Source organism: Streptomyces rubellus, assembly GCF_036323805.1.
Taxonomy (GTDB): domain Bacteria; phylum Actinomycetota; class Actinomycetes; order Streptomycetales; family Streptomycetaceae; genus Streptomyces.
This window is the reverse complement of sequence record NZ_JAZDCX010000016.1, coordinates 61,027-75,037: the sequence shown is the minus strand read 5'-3', so window position 1 is coordinate 75,037 and position 14,011 is coordinate 61,027. Positions and strand designations below refer to the sequence as shown.

13 protein-coding genes are annotated in these 14,011 nt (G+C 73.1%); 4 read left to right on the top strand and 9 right to left on the bottom strand.

Going from position 1 to position 14,011, the window contains the following annotated elements; genetic code table 11:
• Window positions 1–154 precede the first annotated feature (154 nt).
• Together V1L54_RS19500 and V1L54_RS19495 are read left to right on the top strand one after the other, a co-directional pair.
• A complete protein-coding gene (locus V1L54_RS19500) occupies window positions 155–2,161 on the top strand; it encodes a beta-galactosidase (RefSeq protein WP_330119340.1) in 2,007 nt (668 codons plus the stop codon).
• A gap of 114 nt (window positions 2,162–2,275) precedes the next feature.
• Entirely contained in the window at window positions 2,276–3,394 is a 1,119-nt protein-coding gene (locus V1L54_RS19495; protein ID WP_443076704.1) for a glycoside hydrolase family 53 protein, read from the top strand.
• A 122-nt stretch (window positions 3,395–3,516) separates the two neighbouring features.
• Here V1L54_RS19495 and thpD read toward each other — a convergent pair whose 3' ends face one another.
• The 6 genes from thpD to V1L54_RS19465 form a co-directional block, all read right to left on the bottom strand.
• Window positions 3,517–4,416 carry an ectoine hydroxylase gene (thpD, locus tag V1L54_RS19490; RefSeq protein ID WP_330119339.1) on the bottom strand — a complete coding sequence of 300 codons (900 nt, stop codon included), beginning with the start codon at window positions 4,414–4,416 and terminating at the stop codon, window positions 3,517–3,519.
• A gap of 177 nt (window positions 4,417–4,593) precedes the next feature.
• Window positions 4,594–4,998 carry an ectoine synthase gene (locus V1L54_RS19485; protein WP_330119338.1) on the bottom strand — a complete coding sequence of 135 codons (405 nt, stop codon included), beginning with the start codon at window positions 4,996–4,998 and terminating at the stop codon, window positions 4,594–4,596.
• 120 nt (window positions 4,999–5,118) lie between these two features.
• Entirely contained in the window at window positions 5,119–6,387 is a 1,269-nt protein-coding gene (gene ectB / locus V1L54_RS19480; RefSeq protein ID WP_330119337.1) for a diaminobutyrate--2-oxoglutarate transaminase, read from the bottom strand.
• A 76-nt stretch (window positions 6,388–6,463) separates the two neighbouring features.
• Window positions 6,464–6,985 carry a diaminobutyrate acetyltransferase gene (gene ectA, locus V1L54_RS19475; RefSeq protein ID WP_330119336.1) on the bottom strand — a complete coding sequence of 174 codons (522 nt, stop codon included), beginning with the start codon at window positions 6,983–6,985 and terminating at the stop codon, window positions 6,464–6,466.
• A 379-nt stretch (window positions 6,986–7,364) separates the two neighbouring features.
• Window positions 7,365–8,162: a hypothetical protein gene (locus tag V1L54_RS19470; RefSeq protein ID WP_330119335.1), complete on the bottom strand. Its 798-nt coding sequence runs from the start codon at window positions 8,160–8,162 to the stop codon at window positions 7,365–7,367.
• Window positions 8,159–8,731: a SigE family RNA polymerase sigma factor gene (locus tag V1L54_RS19465; protein ID WP_330119334.1), complete on the bottom strand. Its 573-nt coding sequence runs from the start codon at window positions 8,729–8,731 to the stop codon at window positions 8,159–8,161. Before V1L54_RS19465 ends, V1L54_RS19470 begins: the two co-directional genes overlap by 4 nt.
• Window positions 8,732–8,823: 92 nt before the next feature.
• Between V1L54_RS19465 and V1L54_RS19460 the strand changes: the two genes are divergently transcribed.
• Window positions 8,824–9,924, top strand: coding sequence for an amidohydrolase family protein (locus V1L54_RS19460; RefSeq protein WP_330119333.1), 1,101 nt, complete (start codon window positions 8,824–8,826; stop codon window positions 9,922–9,924).
• 191 nt (window positions 9,925–10,115) lie between these two features.
• Window positions 10,116–11,225 (top strand): SCO1860 family LAETG-anchored protein, encoded by a 1,110-nt coding sequence (locus V1L54_RS19455; protein WP_330119332.1) that lies wholly within the window; start codon window positions 10,116–10,118, stop codon window positions 11,223–11,225.
• Between the two features lie 146 nt (window positions 11,226–11,371).
• Here V1L54_RS19455 and cobC read toward each other — a convergent pair whose 3' ends face one another.
• The 3 genes from cobC to V1L54_RS19440 are packed head-to-tail and all read right to left on the bottom strand — an operon-like array spanning window position 11,372 to window position 14,011.
• Window positions 11,372–12,499 carry an Rv2231c family histidinol phosphate aminotransferase CobC gene (gene cobC / locus V1L54_RS19450; RefSeq protein ID WP_330119331.1) on the bottom strand — a complete coding sequence of 376 codons (1,128 nt, stop codon included), beginning with the start codon at window positions 12,497–12,499 and terminating at the stop codon, window positions 11,372–11,374.
• Window positions 12,489–13,403: a sirohydrochlorin chelatase gene (locus V1L54_RS19445; protein ID WP_330119330.1), complete on the bottom strand. Its 915-nt coding sequence runs from the start codon at window positions 13,401–13,403 to the stop codon at window positions 12,489–12,491. Before V1L54_RS19445 ends, cobC begins: the two co-directional genes overlap by 11 nt.
• A complete protein-coding gene (locus V1L54_RS19440) occupies window positions 13,400–14,011 on the bottom strand; it encodes a precorrin-8X methylmutase (RefSeq protein ID WP_330119405.1) in 612 nt (203 codons plus the stop codon). The genes V1L54_RS19445 and V1L54_RS19440 overlap by 4 nt, the downstream gene beginning before the upstream one ends.

Here is a 14,011-nt window from a genome sequence, read left to right as displayed (position 1 = left end):
TAGAGAAACCGGAGTAAGTCTTGTCAATAAGCGGGGTGTCCGTGTTTTCTGGGAGAGGTCATTGGGATGCGACTGTGCACGTTCCCAGTCTCGTTCCTTCAGCTCCGATCACGACGGCCCGGCTGCGGACCGGATCCCGACTTCAGGAGGTCGCATGGCGCGCCTCGCCTACGGTGGCGACTACAACCCCGAGCAGTGGCCCGAGGAGGTCTGGCACGAGGACGTCGCGCTGATGCGTGAGGCCGGGGTGACCCTGGTCAGCGTCGGGATCTTCTCCTGGGCGATGGTCGAACCGGAGGAGGGCGCCTACGACTTCGGCCGGCTCGACCGGATCGTCGGCCTGCTGCACGGCGCCGGCATCGGCGTCGACCTGGCGACCCCCACCGTGGCGCCGCCCGCCTGGTTCTACCGCGCCCACCCCGAGGCGCTGCCGGTCAGCCGGGAGGGCGTGCGCCTCGCGTTCGGCTCCCGCGGAGCGATCTGCCACGACTCGCCCGCCTACCAGGAGGCCGCCGCCCGGATCACCCGGGCGCTGGGCGAGCGGTACGGCCACCACCCGGCGGTGGTGATGTGGCACGTCCACAACGAGTACGGCGTCCCCGTCCTGGAGTGCTACTGCGAGAACTCCGCCGCCGCCTTCCGGGACTGGCTGCGGAATCGCTACACCACCCTGGACGCCCTCAACGCCGCCTGGGGGACGGCCTTCTGGGGCCAGGCCTACGGCGACTGGGCGGAGATCGGCCCGCCCCGGCTGACCCCCACCGTCTGCAACCCCGCCCAGCGTCTGGACTACCGGCGCTTCGCGGGCGACAGCGCGCTGGCGAACTTCCGCCGCGAGCGCGACATCCTGCACACGCTCTCCCCGGGCACCCCCGTCACCACCAACTTCATGGTCTCGCCCGCCCAGTGCGACACCCTCGACTACTGGGCCTGGGGCCGCGAGGTCGACCTCGTCACCAACGACCACTACCTGGTGGCCGAGCAGGAGCGCAACCACGTGGGCCTGTCCATGGCCGCCGACCTGACCCGCTCCGTCGCGGGCGGCGCGCCCTGGCTGCTGCTGGAGCACTCCACCAGCGGCGTCAACTGGCAGCCGCGCGGTATCGCCAAGCGTCCCGGGGAGATGGCCCGCAACTCCCTGGCCCACATCGCCCGCGGCTCCGAGGGCGCGATGTTCTTCCAGTGGCGGGCCTCCCGCGCCGGCGCCGAGAAGTTCCACTCGGCGATGGTGCCGCACGCCGGCACCGACAGCCGGATCTGGCGCGAGGTGGTCTCGCTCGGCGCGGACGTCGCCGCGCTGGAGGAGGTCCGCGGCACCCGCACCGTCGCGGACGTCGCCGTGGTGTGGGACTGGCAGTCGTGGTGGGCACAGCGGCTGGAGTGGCGGCCCAGCGAGGACCTCGACGCCCGCGAACGCGCCGAGGCGTGGTACACCGCGCTCTTCGACCGCCGCCTGACCGCCGACTTCCTGCCGCCGCAGACCGGTCCGGCGAAGCTGGCGGGCTATCCGCTGGTGGTGGTGCCCGCCCTGTACCTGACGGCGAGGACAGCCGGGCAGCACCTGCGCGCCTACGTCGAGAACGGCGGCACCCTGGCCGTCTCCTGCTTCTCCGGCATCGTCGACGAGCACGACACCGTGCATCCCGGCCCGCATCCGGGTGCGCTGCGGGACGTACTGGGGCTGACGGTCGAGGAGTTCCAGCCGCTGCGGGCCGGGGAGCGGGTCACCCTCCGGGGCTCCGGCGGACCGCCGCTGGTGGCCGACGTGTGGGCCGAGACGGTGGTGCCGCGCGGCGCCGAGCCGGTGTGGTCCTACGCCGACGGCCCCGCCGCGGGCGGCCCCGCCGTCACCCGCCACCGGCTGGGCCGGGGCACCGCCTGGTACGTCTCGACCAGGCTCGGCGCGGACGGACTGGACGCCGTCCTGGCCGCGGCGTGCGCCGACGCGGGGATCGCACCGCGCGAGGAGATCCCCCGTGACGTGGAGGTGGTGCGGCGCTCCGGCGAGTCCGGCAGCTACCTCTTCGCGCTCAACCACACCGGTGCCGACGCCAAGGTGCCGCTGGAGACGGCCGGTACCGAACTGCTCGCCGGCGGGCGGGTGGCCGGACACCTCGAGGTGCCCGCGGGCGGGGTCCGCGTGGTCCGCCTCGACCGCTGACCGGTCCCCCGGGCCCGCCGGACGGCATCCGCGGAACCGGCAGCCGGACCGGCGGCCGGAGGAACCGGGCATACCGCACCGACACCCCACCCCACGACCGAAGAAGGGAATCCCATGCGCAGACGCTCCGTCCTGCGGCTGTCCGCGGCCGCGCTCGCCGCTCCAGCCCTGGCCACCGCCTTACCGGGGACGGCCTCGGCCGCTCCGCTCCGCATCCGCGGCGCCGACGTCTCGTCCCTGGCCAAGAGCGAGGACCTCGGCGGCACCTACCGCCACGCCGACGGCCGGGCCGGCGATCCGGTGCGGATCCTGGCCGGTGCCGGGGTCAACTGGGGACGGCTGAAGGTCTGGGTGAACCCGGCCGACGGCTACCACACCGGCCCGCACGTCCTGCGGACGGCCCGGCGGCTGCACGACGCGGGCATGCGGCTCCTGGTCGACTTCCACTACTCCGACACCTGGGCCGACCCCGGCAAGCAGTACAAGCCCGCCGCCTGGGAGAACCTCCACGGGACCGCCCTGGAGCAGGCGGTACGGGACCACACCGCCGACATCCTGGGCGGGCTGCGCGCCCAGGGCACCCCGGCCGCCATGGCCCAGCTCGGCAACGAGATCAACGGCGGGATGCTCTGGCCCGACGGTTCGACCGACGACTGGAACCGGCTCGCCGCGCTGCTGCGGGCCGGCGCCGAGGCCGCGCGCGCCGTGTCGCCCGGCACCCTGACCGCCCTCCATCTCGCGGAGGGCGGCCGCAACGCGGAGACCCGGTGGTGGTTCGACAACGCGGTCTCGCGCGGCGTGCCCTTCGACGTGATCGCTCTGTCGTTCTACGGCTACTGGCACGGCACGCTGGGCGACCTGCGGTACAACCTGAACGACGTCGCGGCCCGCTACGGCAGGGACGTCCTCGTCGCCGAGACCGCCTACCCGTTCCGGCTGGACAGCAAGGACTCCCTGGCCAACATCATCGACCGGTCCTCGCAACTGGTGCCCGGCTACCCCGCCACGCCCGCCGGGCAGGCCGCCTGGCTGCGCGACATCAACGCGGTCGTCGCCGGGGTGCCGGACGGGCGCGGTCTGGGGCTGTTCTGGTGGGAGCCCACCTGGACCGCCGTGCCCGGCAACGGCTGGGACCCGGCCGACCCGGCCTCCGGCAACGGCTGGGAGAACCAGGCGCTCTTCGACTACGACAGCCGGGCCCTCCCAGCGCTGGAGGTGCTGGGCCGGGGCTGAACGCGCAGGCACCGACCGGCGCGCGGGCGGGGGCGGGACCGCGGTCCCGCCCCCGCCCGCGCGCCTTGCGCCGGTACGGACCCGCGGCCGGGCGGAGGACGGCCCGGCCGCGGGGCGGCGGCTCAGCGCACCGGGGTGAAGTCCCGCGCGCCGATGAACTCCGGCCGGTGCACGGGCGCCGCGAACGGCTCCACCGCGGTGTTCTCCACGCTGTTGAAGACGATGAAGACATTGCTCCGCGGGTACGGGGTGATGTTGTCCCCGGAACCGTGCATGCAGTTGCAGTCGAACCAGGTCGCCGAGCCGGGCTTGCCGGTGAACAGCCGGATGCCGTACTCGCTCGCCAGCTGTGTCAGCGCCTCGTCCGAGGGCGTGCCGGCGTCCTGCATCTGCAGCGACTTCTTGTAGTTGTCCTTCGGCGTGGCCCCCGCGCAGCCGAGGAACGTCTTGTGCGAACCCGGCATGATCATCAAGCCGCCGTTGGTGGCGTAGTTCTCGGTCAGGGCGATCGAGACGGACACCGTCCGCATGTTGGGCAGACCGTCCTCGGCGTGCCAGGTCTCGAAGTCGGAGTGCCAGTAGAACCCGGACGCGCCGAAGCCCGGCTTGACGTTGATCCGGCTCTGGTGGACGTACACGTCCGAGCCCAGGATCTGGCGCGCGCGGCCCACCACGCGCGGGTCCCGCACCAGGTCGGCGAAGACCTGGCTGATCTTGTGGACCTCGAAGACGGACCGGATCTCCTGCGACTTCGGCTCGACGATCGAGCGCTCGTCCGCACGGATCAGCGGATCCGAGATCAGCCGCTCCAGCTCATTGGCGTAGACCTCCACCTCGTCGGGGGTGATGAGCTGGTCGATGGCCAGAAAACCGTCCCGCTCGTAAGCCTGGAGGTCGGAGGCCTCGATCGGCCCCGGCGCACCGGGCTCGGACCACACCACCGGGTCCTGGCGCGGGGTGATCACCTCGGTGGCTCCCCGCGTCGGGTACAGGTCGGTGGTGCGCTCGGGTGCGGTGGTCATGGTGCTGCCTTCCTCTCCTCTCGTACGGTCCTGTGCACTACTGCGTTCGGCTGTCGGATTCCTCCCTCCAGCCTTCTCCTCGGTTCCCGGGCGGCCCGGCCGCGTCCTCGGCCGTGGCCCCCGGCTGGGTGCCGGCTCACCCGGTACGCGCTGACCTCCGGGGGCGTTGTCCCCGGGTCAGTCCTCGTCCGGCTCGGTGAGCAGCGGGTAGACACCGTTCTCGTCGTGGTCCTCGCGGCCGGTGACCGGCGGGTTGAAGACGCAGACGACACGGAAGTCGGTCTTGGGACGAAGTGTGTGCTTCTCGTGCCCGTCCAGCAAGTACATCGTTCCGGGGGTGATCCAGTGCTTCTCGCCGGTCTCGTCGTTGGTGAGCTCGGCCTCGCCCTCCACACAGAGGACGGCCTCCACATGGTTGGCGTACCACATCGAGGTCTCCGTGCCCGCGTAGAGCACGGTCTCGTGCAGTGAGAAGCCCACCCGTTCCTTCGCCAGGATCAGGCGCTTGCTGCGCCAGGTGCCGGAGGCCGACCTGACGTCGCGGTCGGTGTCCTCGATTTCCTGCAGGGATCGGACGATCACGGTGTTTCCGGTGCCTCTCTGTCGGGTGGCCCGCCCCGGGAGACCGGGAGCGGGCCATTCGGGTGGTGCGTGCGGCCGCCGGGCGGTCTCCCGGGGAACGGGACACCGCGCGGCGCCGTGCTACGCGGTCTCGCGGACCGCGCGGGCCAGGATGCTCAGGCCCTCGTCCAGCTCCTCGGGGGAGACGGTCAGCGCGGGGAGCAGCTTGACCACCTCGCTCTCCGGGCCGGAGGTCTCGATCAGCAGCCCGAGCTCGAAGGCGCGGGAGGCGATGGCGCTCGCCCGGGTGTGGTCGTTGAGCTCCACGCCCCACACCAGGCCGCGGCCGCGGACGTCGGCCACCTCGGTGGGGTGCTCGGCGGCGATGGCGCGCAGGGCGGCCTCGACCTGCTCGCCCCGGGCCAGGGTCTGCTTCTCCGTCTGGCCGTCGGTCCAGTAGGCGTTCAGCGCCGCGGCGGCGGTGACGAAGGCCGGGTTGTTGCCGCGGAAGGTGCCGTTGTGCTCGCCCGGCTCCCACACGTCCAGCTCGGGCCGGAACAGGGTCAGCGCCATGGGCAGGCCGTAGCCGCTGATGGACTTGGAGACCGTGATGATGTCCGGGGTGATGCCCGCCTCCTCGAAGGAGAAGAAGGCACCGGTGCGGCCGCAGCCCATCTGGATGTCGTCGACGATCAGCAGCATGTCCTGGCGCTTGCACAGCTCGGCCAGGGCGCGCAGCCACTCCGGGCGGGCGACGTTGATGCCGCCCTCGCCCTGGACGGTCTCCACGATCACCGCGGCCGGCCGGTTCAGGCCGGAGCCGGAGTCCTGCAGCAGGCGCTCGAACCACAGGAAGTCCTCGACCTGGCCGTCGAGGTAGTTGTCGAACGGCATCGGGGTGCCGTGGACCAGGGGGATTCCGGCGCCGGCGCGTTTGAAGGCGTTGCCGGTGACGGCCAGCGCGCCCAGCGACATGCCGTGGAAGGCGTTGGTGAAGGACACGATCGACTCGCGGCCCTTGACCTTGCGGGCGAGCTTCAGGGCGGCCTCGACGGCGTTGGTGCCGGTGGGGCCGGGGAACATCACCTTGTGGTCCAGCTCGCGCGGTCGCAGGACGGTCTCCTGGAAGGTCTCCAGGAAGGCGCGCTTGGCGGTGGTGGACATGTCCAGGCCGTGGGTGACGCCGTCGCGCTCGAGGTAGTCGATCAGGGCGCGTTTGAGGATCGGGTTGTTGTGGCCGTAGTTCAGGGACCCGGCCCCGGCGAAGAAGTCGAGGTAGGTGTGGCCGTCCTCGTCGTACATGCGGCTGCCCTGCGCCCGGTCGAAGACGGTGGGCCAGCCACGGCAGTAGCTGCGCACCTCCGACTCCAGGGTCTGGAAGATGCTCAGGTCGGGCTGGGTGATGGTCACAGCGAATCTCCTGGGAGATGGTTAGCGGGAGGAGCGTGGGTGGGGGGTGTGCCGCCGGGCGGACCGTGTGCGGCGGTCAGCGGCCGGCGGCGGCCGTTGCCGCCGAGGGGAGGGGACCGATCCGGTACAGCACCTCGGGCTCGTGTCCGTCCTCGGGGAACAGCACGTCGTCGAAGAGCACCTCGCGGTGCACCGGGGCGCCGTGGCGCCGGGCGTAGGAGGTGAACAGCCGGTTGGAGGCGGTGTTGTCGGGAGTGATCGTGGTCTCGATCCCGGTGATGCCAAGCTCCCCGGCGACCCGGGCGGTCAGCCCGTCCAGCATCGCCGCGGCGAGGCCGCGTCCGCGCTGCCCCTGGTCGACGGCGACCTGCCAGACGACCAGGATCCGCGGGCGCTGCGGGCGGATGTAGCCGGTGATGAACCCGACCGGCTCACCGTCGCCGTCGCGCGCCACCACGGAGGTGGCCGCGAAGTCACGGCACCACAGGAGGTAGCTGTAGGAGGAATTGAGATCGAGTGTCCGGGAGTCGCGGGCGAGCCGCCAGATCGCTGCTCCGTCCTCCACCCGGGGTACGTCGAGTCGCAGTCCCTCCGGCATTTCGATGGTTCTTTCAGGGGCACTTGCATGGTCTGCTTGTGCGGCGGTCATGCAAATCAAATTTACCCAGTGGGAGGTCAAATCACATCGGCGAAAGGGGTTACGTCAAGAGCGCTTCTGTGATAACACGCGCGAGCGCGTACGCGCGTAAGAGGGTGAAGATATGTGTAGTTTGTCCGGTATTTTTCGGGCAAAGTGAAGACGCTGTGGAGTCCGTCACAGATCCATAACAAGCTCGAAGCCTGTCCGAAATACGAGGTTCGCCGATATCGAATCTTTGTGTTTAGGGCATCCGGAGCGGGGTATAAAGGACATGGGCTTTTATTATTTTCGGCCCCGGGGAATTCGCTCCGATTTCACGGTTCGAATCATCTCCGTGTCACTCGGTGACGCTGTCGCCGGCGTTCTCCCGGTCCTCCCGGTGGAATCCGCCGCGGACCGTCACCGCCCCCCGCGGCCCCACCCCGGAGATCGTGTAGCCGTCCCGCTCCACGTTCCTCCGGCCCTCGGAGTGGTGGTACTGGCCGGCGAACCGGTACTCGCCCGGAGGTACTTCACGGCCCTCCCGCAGCTCCCAGCGGTACACCAGCGCCCCGCCCTCCTCGCGGGCGGCCACCCGGAAGTCGTCGGCCGGCAGGGAGCACCACTGGCCCGTGTGCCGCACCTCCCCGGCCGGTGCCACGCGCAGCTCCACCGTCAGGGAGGTCAGCGGTCCGGTGCTGCGCAGGACGATGTCGTTCTGCGCCCAGTGCGCGTTGCTGCCGGGACCCAGTACGCCGCGGGCGCTCAGCCCGCCGCCCCGCGGCCCCGCCGCCCCCGTGACGCCGGAGGGACCGGCGGAGGAGACACCGTCCGTGTCCGGTGCCGCCCCGGCAGGGGCCCGCACTGTCCACGGGGCTCCGCCGTCCCCGGCCACCCAGCCGGCCGCCAGGGCCCCGGCGGCGAGCGCGGCCACCAGGCCGACGGCGGCCCCGGCCACCCGGAGCGGGCCACCGGGCGGCCGGGCCCGGCCGCCCGGGCCCTCGGGGGAGTAGGCCTCCGCCCGGCCTCCGCGTCCGGCGGCGTCCCGGGCGCGTCCGGCCACCCGGGACCACATCCGGTCCCGGTCCGGCTGGTGTTCCGCGGCGGCCGCCTTCAGCCGCGCGGTGGCCCACTCCGGGCGGCCGCGGTCGGTCACCAACTGCTCCGTTCCGCCGGTCCGGCGCGCAGCACCCGCACGGTCCGGTACGCGGTCCGGTACGCGGCCTCGGGACCGGGGCGGGACGGGGCCAGCATGCGCTCCAACTCGGCGATGCCGCGCGAGGTCTGACTCTTCACGGTGCCGACCGAGATGCCCAGGGCGCGGGCGGTCTCCTTCTCCGACAGGTCGAAGGCGTGGCGCAGCACGACGCAGGCCCGCTTCCGCAGCGGAAGCCGGGCGAGCGCCTGGCGCACGTCCAGCACCGCGGGCACGTCCGGGTCGTTGATCCGGTCCGGCCGGTGCGACCAGAACAGGGCGACCCGGCGGCGTTCGCGCTGCTGACTGCGGGCCCGGGTGCGGGCCATGGCGGCGACCACACCGCGGGCGTAGGCGACGGGCTCCCCGTCGGCGCACGCCCGGTCCCAGCGGCGCCACACCGCGACCAGCGCGTCGGCCGCGAGGTCGTCGGCTCCCTCGGCGTCCCCCAGCAGGAGGTACGCGAAGCGGGACAGTTCGGAGTAGTGGTGGTCGAAGAAGGCGTGGAACTCTTCGGTGGGGGCGTCCACGCGGCCTCCTCAGGCTCGATGGATCCAGCGCTGTCGTACCACGACCCCCTGTGGCCGGGTGAGCGTAACAGGCGGCTCGTACAGTGCGGCATATGAGCGAACGCGGAAATCTGCACATCAGGGGACGGGTGCCGACCGGGCCGGATCCGGACGCGGACATCCGGGACGAGCTGTGGGTCGTGGACGGCCGGATCACCTTCGAAAGGCCCCGGGGGCCGCTGGAGACCACCACCGTCGAGGGCTGGGTGCTGCCCGGTCTGGTGGACGCCCACTGCCACGTCGGACTCGACGCCCACGGTGCCGTCGACGAGGCCACCAGCGAGAAGCAGGCGCTCACCGACCGCGACGCCGGGGCGCTGCTCGTCCGGGACGCCGGTTCCCCCGCCGACACCCGCTGGATCGACGACCGCGAGGACCTGCCGCGCATCATCCGCGCGGGCCGCCACATCGCCCGTACCCGGCGCTACATCCGCAACTACGCACACGAGATCGAGCCCGGCGACCTGGTGGCGTTCGTGCGGCGCGAGGCGCGGCGCGGTGACGGCTGGGTCAAGCTCGTCGGGGACTGGATAGACCGGGAACGGGGCGACCTGGCCCCCTGCTGGCCCCGCACCGAGGTGGCGGCCGCCATCGCCGCCGCCCACGAGGAGGGGGCGCGGGTCACCGCCCACTGTTTCGCCGAGGACTCGCTGCGCGACCTGGTGGAGGCCGGGATCGACTGCGTCGAGCACGCCACCGGGCTGACCGAGGAGACGATCCCGCTCTTCGCCGAACGCGGTGTGGCCATCGTCCCCACCCTGGTCAACATCGCGACCTTCCCCCGGCTCGCGGCCGGGGGCGAGGCGAAGTTCCCGCGCTGGGCCGACCATCTGCGGAGGCTCCACGAACGCCGCTACGACACCGTGCGTGCGGCGTACGACGCGGGCATCCCGGTCTTCGCCGGCACCGACGCGGGCGGTTCCCTGGCCCACGGACTGGTGGCCGAGGAGGTCGCCGAACTGGTGACGGCCGGTATCCCGGCGCCGGCCGCCCTGTCGGCGGCCACCTGGGCGGCCCGGGCCTGGCTGGGGAGGCCCGGGCTGGAGGAAGGCGCTCCGGCCGATCTGGTGGTGTACGGGGAGGATCCGCGGGCCGACGTACGGGTGCTGGCCGCGCCGCGCCGGGTGGTGCTCCGGGGGCGCGTGGTGCGGTAGACCACCACGGCGCACAGGGGGCCATGCGAGATCCAAACGTGATGTCCGTTACTCGTAAGAGTGAAATAGCTCTATGTTACTGGACCGTCGCAGGCCGCCACCCCAAGCATGGCGGGGTCTCAGGTCACCGGCGCGAGTGATGTCCCCATTGGCGCGCCGGTGACGCCATGTCATGTGTGGGGGTTTCATCTGTGAACAAGACCATGTACGGCCTGCTCGCGGCTGCCACTCTGGTGGGGGTGAGCGCGGTTCCCGCGCACGCCACCGGTGAGCGGGGCACCGCCACGGCGGCCGTGCTGCGGGCCGACCTGGACGTCTCCGCGGGAGGCGCCAGCCTGCCGCTGAACGTCGAGCTCAACGCGGTCCGGGCGCCCGAGAGTGTGAAGGAGCGCCTGCTGGAGGCCCGACTGGACGGTGTGAACGGCGGCAAGCCGTTCACCATGCTGACGGCCGACGCCGCCACCTCGGAGGCGACGGTCACGGCCGAGAAGGCCCGGGGGTACTCCAACCTCGCCGAGGCCGAGGTGTACCTGCCCGGTATGGCGAAGACGAGGAAGCTCCCCGGCGTGAGGCCGTTCGTCAAGGTCGAGGCGGTCACCTCCGAGGCCGTCTGCGAGGCCGGTGCCGAGCCGACCGCGGACTCCCTGTTCGTCGGCAAGGTCAAGGTGCTCGGCAAGAAGGTCGAGGTGAAGGCGGGCGGCACCGCCACGGTCAGGACGGACCTCGGCAAGGTCCACCTCAGGATGGCCGAGACCGTCACCACCTCCGGCACCGCGGCCGCCACCGCGCTCACGCTGGACGTCGCGGTGGACCCGGGCAAGCTGGGTGTCACCAAGGTCAAGGGCAAGGTCACCCTGGTCGAGGCCGCCTGCACCACGCCCGGCAGCGGCGGCGGTGACAACGGCGGTGCCCAGAACGGTGGTTCCACCGGTTCCGACGGCGGCGCCAACAGCGGCACCACGGGCGGCGGGACCGGCTCCGACGGCGGTTCCACCGGCGGCGGCGAGACCGGCGGCTCCGAGGGCACCACCGGCGGCGAGACCGCCGGTGCCACCGGTTCCGCCGGGTCCGAGGGCGGCTCCGACGGCGCCTCCACCGGTTCCGCCGGATCCGAGAGCGGTGGCGAGGGCAACAAGCCGGAGCCGCAGACCGGTTCTGACCAGGGCAAGGACAAGCTCGACGGCAACCTCGCCGAGACCGGCGGCAGCTCCGCCACCCCGTACCTCGCGGGTGGTGCCCTGCTGCTCGTCGCGGCCGGCGGTGCGCTCGTCCTGGCGCGGCGCCGCCGCGGCGGGGCGTGACGAACAGCCGTGCCGGGCGCCTTGTCCGGTCCGGCACGGCACCGGTCGCCGCGCGGGCCTCGCTCCGGATGAACGGACGAGACCCGCGCGGCGGTGACGGGAAGCGGGAGTGAGAGGGCGGCGGCCGGAGCCATCGGCCGCCGCCCTCAGCGCACCCCGAGCCCGTCCAGCGTCCGCACCAGGCGGTCGGTCGTCCCCCGGTCCCGTACGGCCAGCCGCAGCCACCGCCGGTCCAGCCCGGGGAAGGTGTCCCCGCGGCGCACCGCGATGCCCTGCCCGCGCAGCCGCTCCCGCAGCTCCGCCGCCCCGGGGTGCCGGACGAGCACGAACGGCGCCCGGGGATCCGGGGTCGCGGCGCCCAGTTCGCCGAACTCCGCGAGCCGGCCGGTCAGATACGCCCGGTCCCGGGCGGTGCGCCGCGCCGCCTCATCGGCCTCGGCCAGCGCCGCCGGAGCGCAGCACGCCTCGGCCGCGGCGAGCGCGGGGGAGGAGACCGGCCACAGCGGCTGGTGCCGGGCCAGCCGGGCGACGGTCTCCGGATCGGAGAGCACATAGCCGATCCGCAGCCCGGCCAGCCCCCAGGTCTTGGTCAGGCTGCGCAGTACCACCACCGGGCCCGGCAGCTCCATGACCAGGGAGGCCAGCGACTCGCGCTCGCCCGGCACCGCGTCGATGAACGCCTCGTCCACCACCAGGGTCCGGCCCGGCCGGGCCAGCGCCGCCAGCGCGGACGCCGGGTGCAGCACGGAGGTGGGGTTCGTCGGATTGCCGACGACCACCACGGGTGCCCCGGACGGCACGTGGGCCGGATCGAGCCGGAAGCCGTCCCGTCCGTCCAGCAGGACACGCTCCACCGCGTGGCCCGCGTCCCGCAGCGCCGCCTCCGGTTCGGTGAACTGCGGGTGCACCACGGCCGGGCGGTCCGTACCCGCTCCGCCGGCGGGCAGCGCCCGGGCGAGCAGGACGAACGCCTCCGCCGCCCCCGCCGTCAGCAGCACGCACTCCTCCGGCAGTCCGTGCCGTGCCGCCACCGCGCGCCGGGCCGCCCGTCCGTCCGGGTAGGCGGCCAGCCCCGCCAGGGAGGCGGCGATCCGCTCCCGCAGCCACTCGGGAGGCGTACCGGCGCGGACGTTGACCGCGAGGTCGAGCAGCTCCGTCCCGGCGTCCCGGACCTCCGCGTCGCCGTGGTGGCGCAGGTCGTGCGGATCGGACGGGACGGACGGGCCGGGCGGGCGGTACGGGGCGCGCGGTGCGCTCACCGGTTCAGTGGGCATGGGCGTGCCCGCCGTGGTGATGGTGGTGCCCGTCGTCGTCCGGGTGGTGGTGCGGCTGCTGCGGCAGACCGACCTTGTCCTCGAAACCGGGCAGGGCGACACGGTAGACGCAGGAGTCGCAGTTCATCCGCAGATCGCCCGCCAGCGCCTCCGCGTACCGCTCCCACACCAGCTCCGCCAGCTCCCCGACGGGTCCGATGACCTCGGCGCAGCGCACCTCGGTCTCCGGATGCGCCGCCGCCCAGCCCGCGGCCTGCATCCGCACCCGGTCCGGCAGGACGCCGGTGAACAGGAAGTACGGCAGCACCACGATCCGGCGGGCGCCCAGCCGGCGGCAGCGCTCCAGACCGGAGGGGACGTCGGGCGCGGCGAGTGAGACGAACGCGGTCTCCACGCCCGCGTAGCCGCGGCCCTCCCACAGCAGCCGGGCCGCCTTGTGCACCTCGGCGTTGGCGTCCGGGTCGGTGGAGCCGCGGCCCACCAGCAGTACGGTCGTACCGGCCCGGTCCTGCGGGGAGCGGCCCGCGCCGTCGCCCAGCGCCTCCTCCACCCGGCGTTCCAGCACGTCCAGCAGCGCCGGGTGCGGGCCCAGCGGGCGGCCGTACGCGAACGAGGTCCCCGGATGGCGGAGCTTCTCGCGGGCCAGGGCCGCCGGGATGTCGCCCTTGGCGTGCCCGGCCGAGACCAGCATCAGCGGGACGGCGGCGAAGTTCCGCACCCCCCGGCCGACCAGTTCGGCGACGGCGTCCGCCAGCGGCGGCGGCGACAGCTCGATGAACCCTCCCGCGACAGGGCGGTCGGGCCGCCGCTCGCCGAGGTCGCGCACCAGGGCGCGGAACGCCTCGGCGCCGGCGTCGTCGCGGGTGCCGTGGCCGACGAGGAGCAGGGCGGGCGGGGTGGTCACAGGCTCTCCTTGGTGGTGCCGGGACGGGAACGGGTGGGGGCGGGTGTCGTGTACAGCAGGGCGTTGAGGGCGGCGGCGGCGACCGCGCTGCCGCCCTTCTCCGAGACGTTGCTGACGGCCGGCAGCCCGCTGGCGCGCAGTGCCGCCTTGCTCTCGGCCGCCCCGACGAAACCGACGGGCAGGCCGATGACCAGGGCGGGCGCCGCGGCCAGGTCGAGCAGTTCGAACAGGGCGGTGGGCGCGCAGCCGATCACCCACACCGCGCCCGGTCCGACCTCCTCGTAGGCCAGCCGCACCGCGTGCGCCGAACGGGTCAGACCGGGGCCGCCCGAGGCGTCGGCGAGACGGCACACCGTCCTGCGGCGGGTGATCCCGGCTGCGACCATCTCCACGTCGACCACCACCGGCGCGCCGTCGTGCAGGGCGGTGTGCGCCCCGCGCAGTGCCGGCTCGTCGGTGACCAGGTCCCCGGCGTACGCCAGGTCGGCGCTGGAGTGGATCACCCGCTCCACCACGGCCCGGGTCAGCGGGGGCAGGTGCGAGGTGTCCAGCCGGGAGCGCAGGATGCGGTACGACTCCTCCTCGATGGGATGGACGGTGCGGTGCAC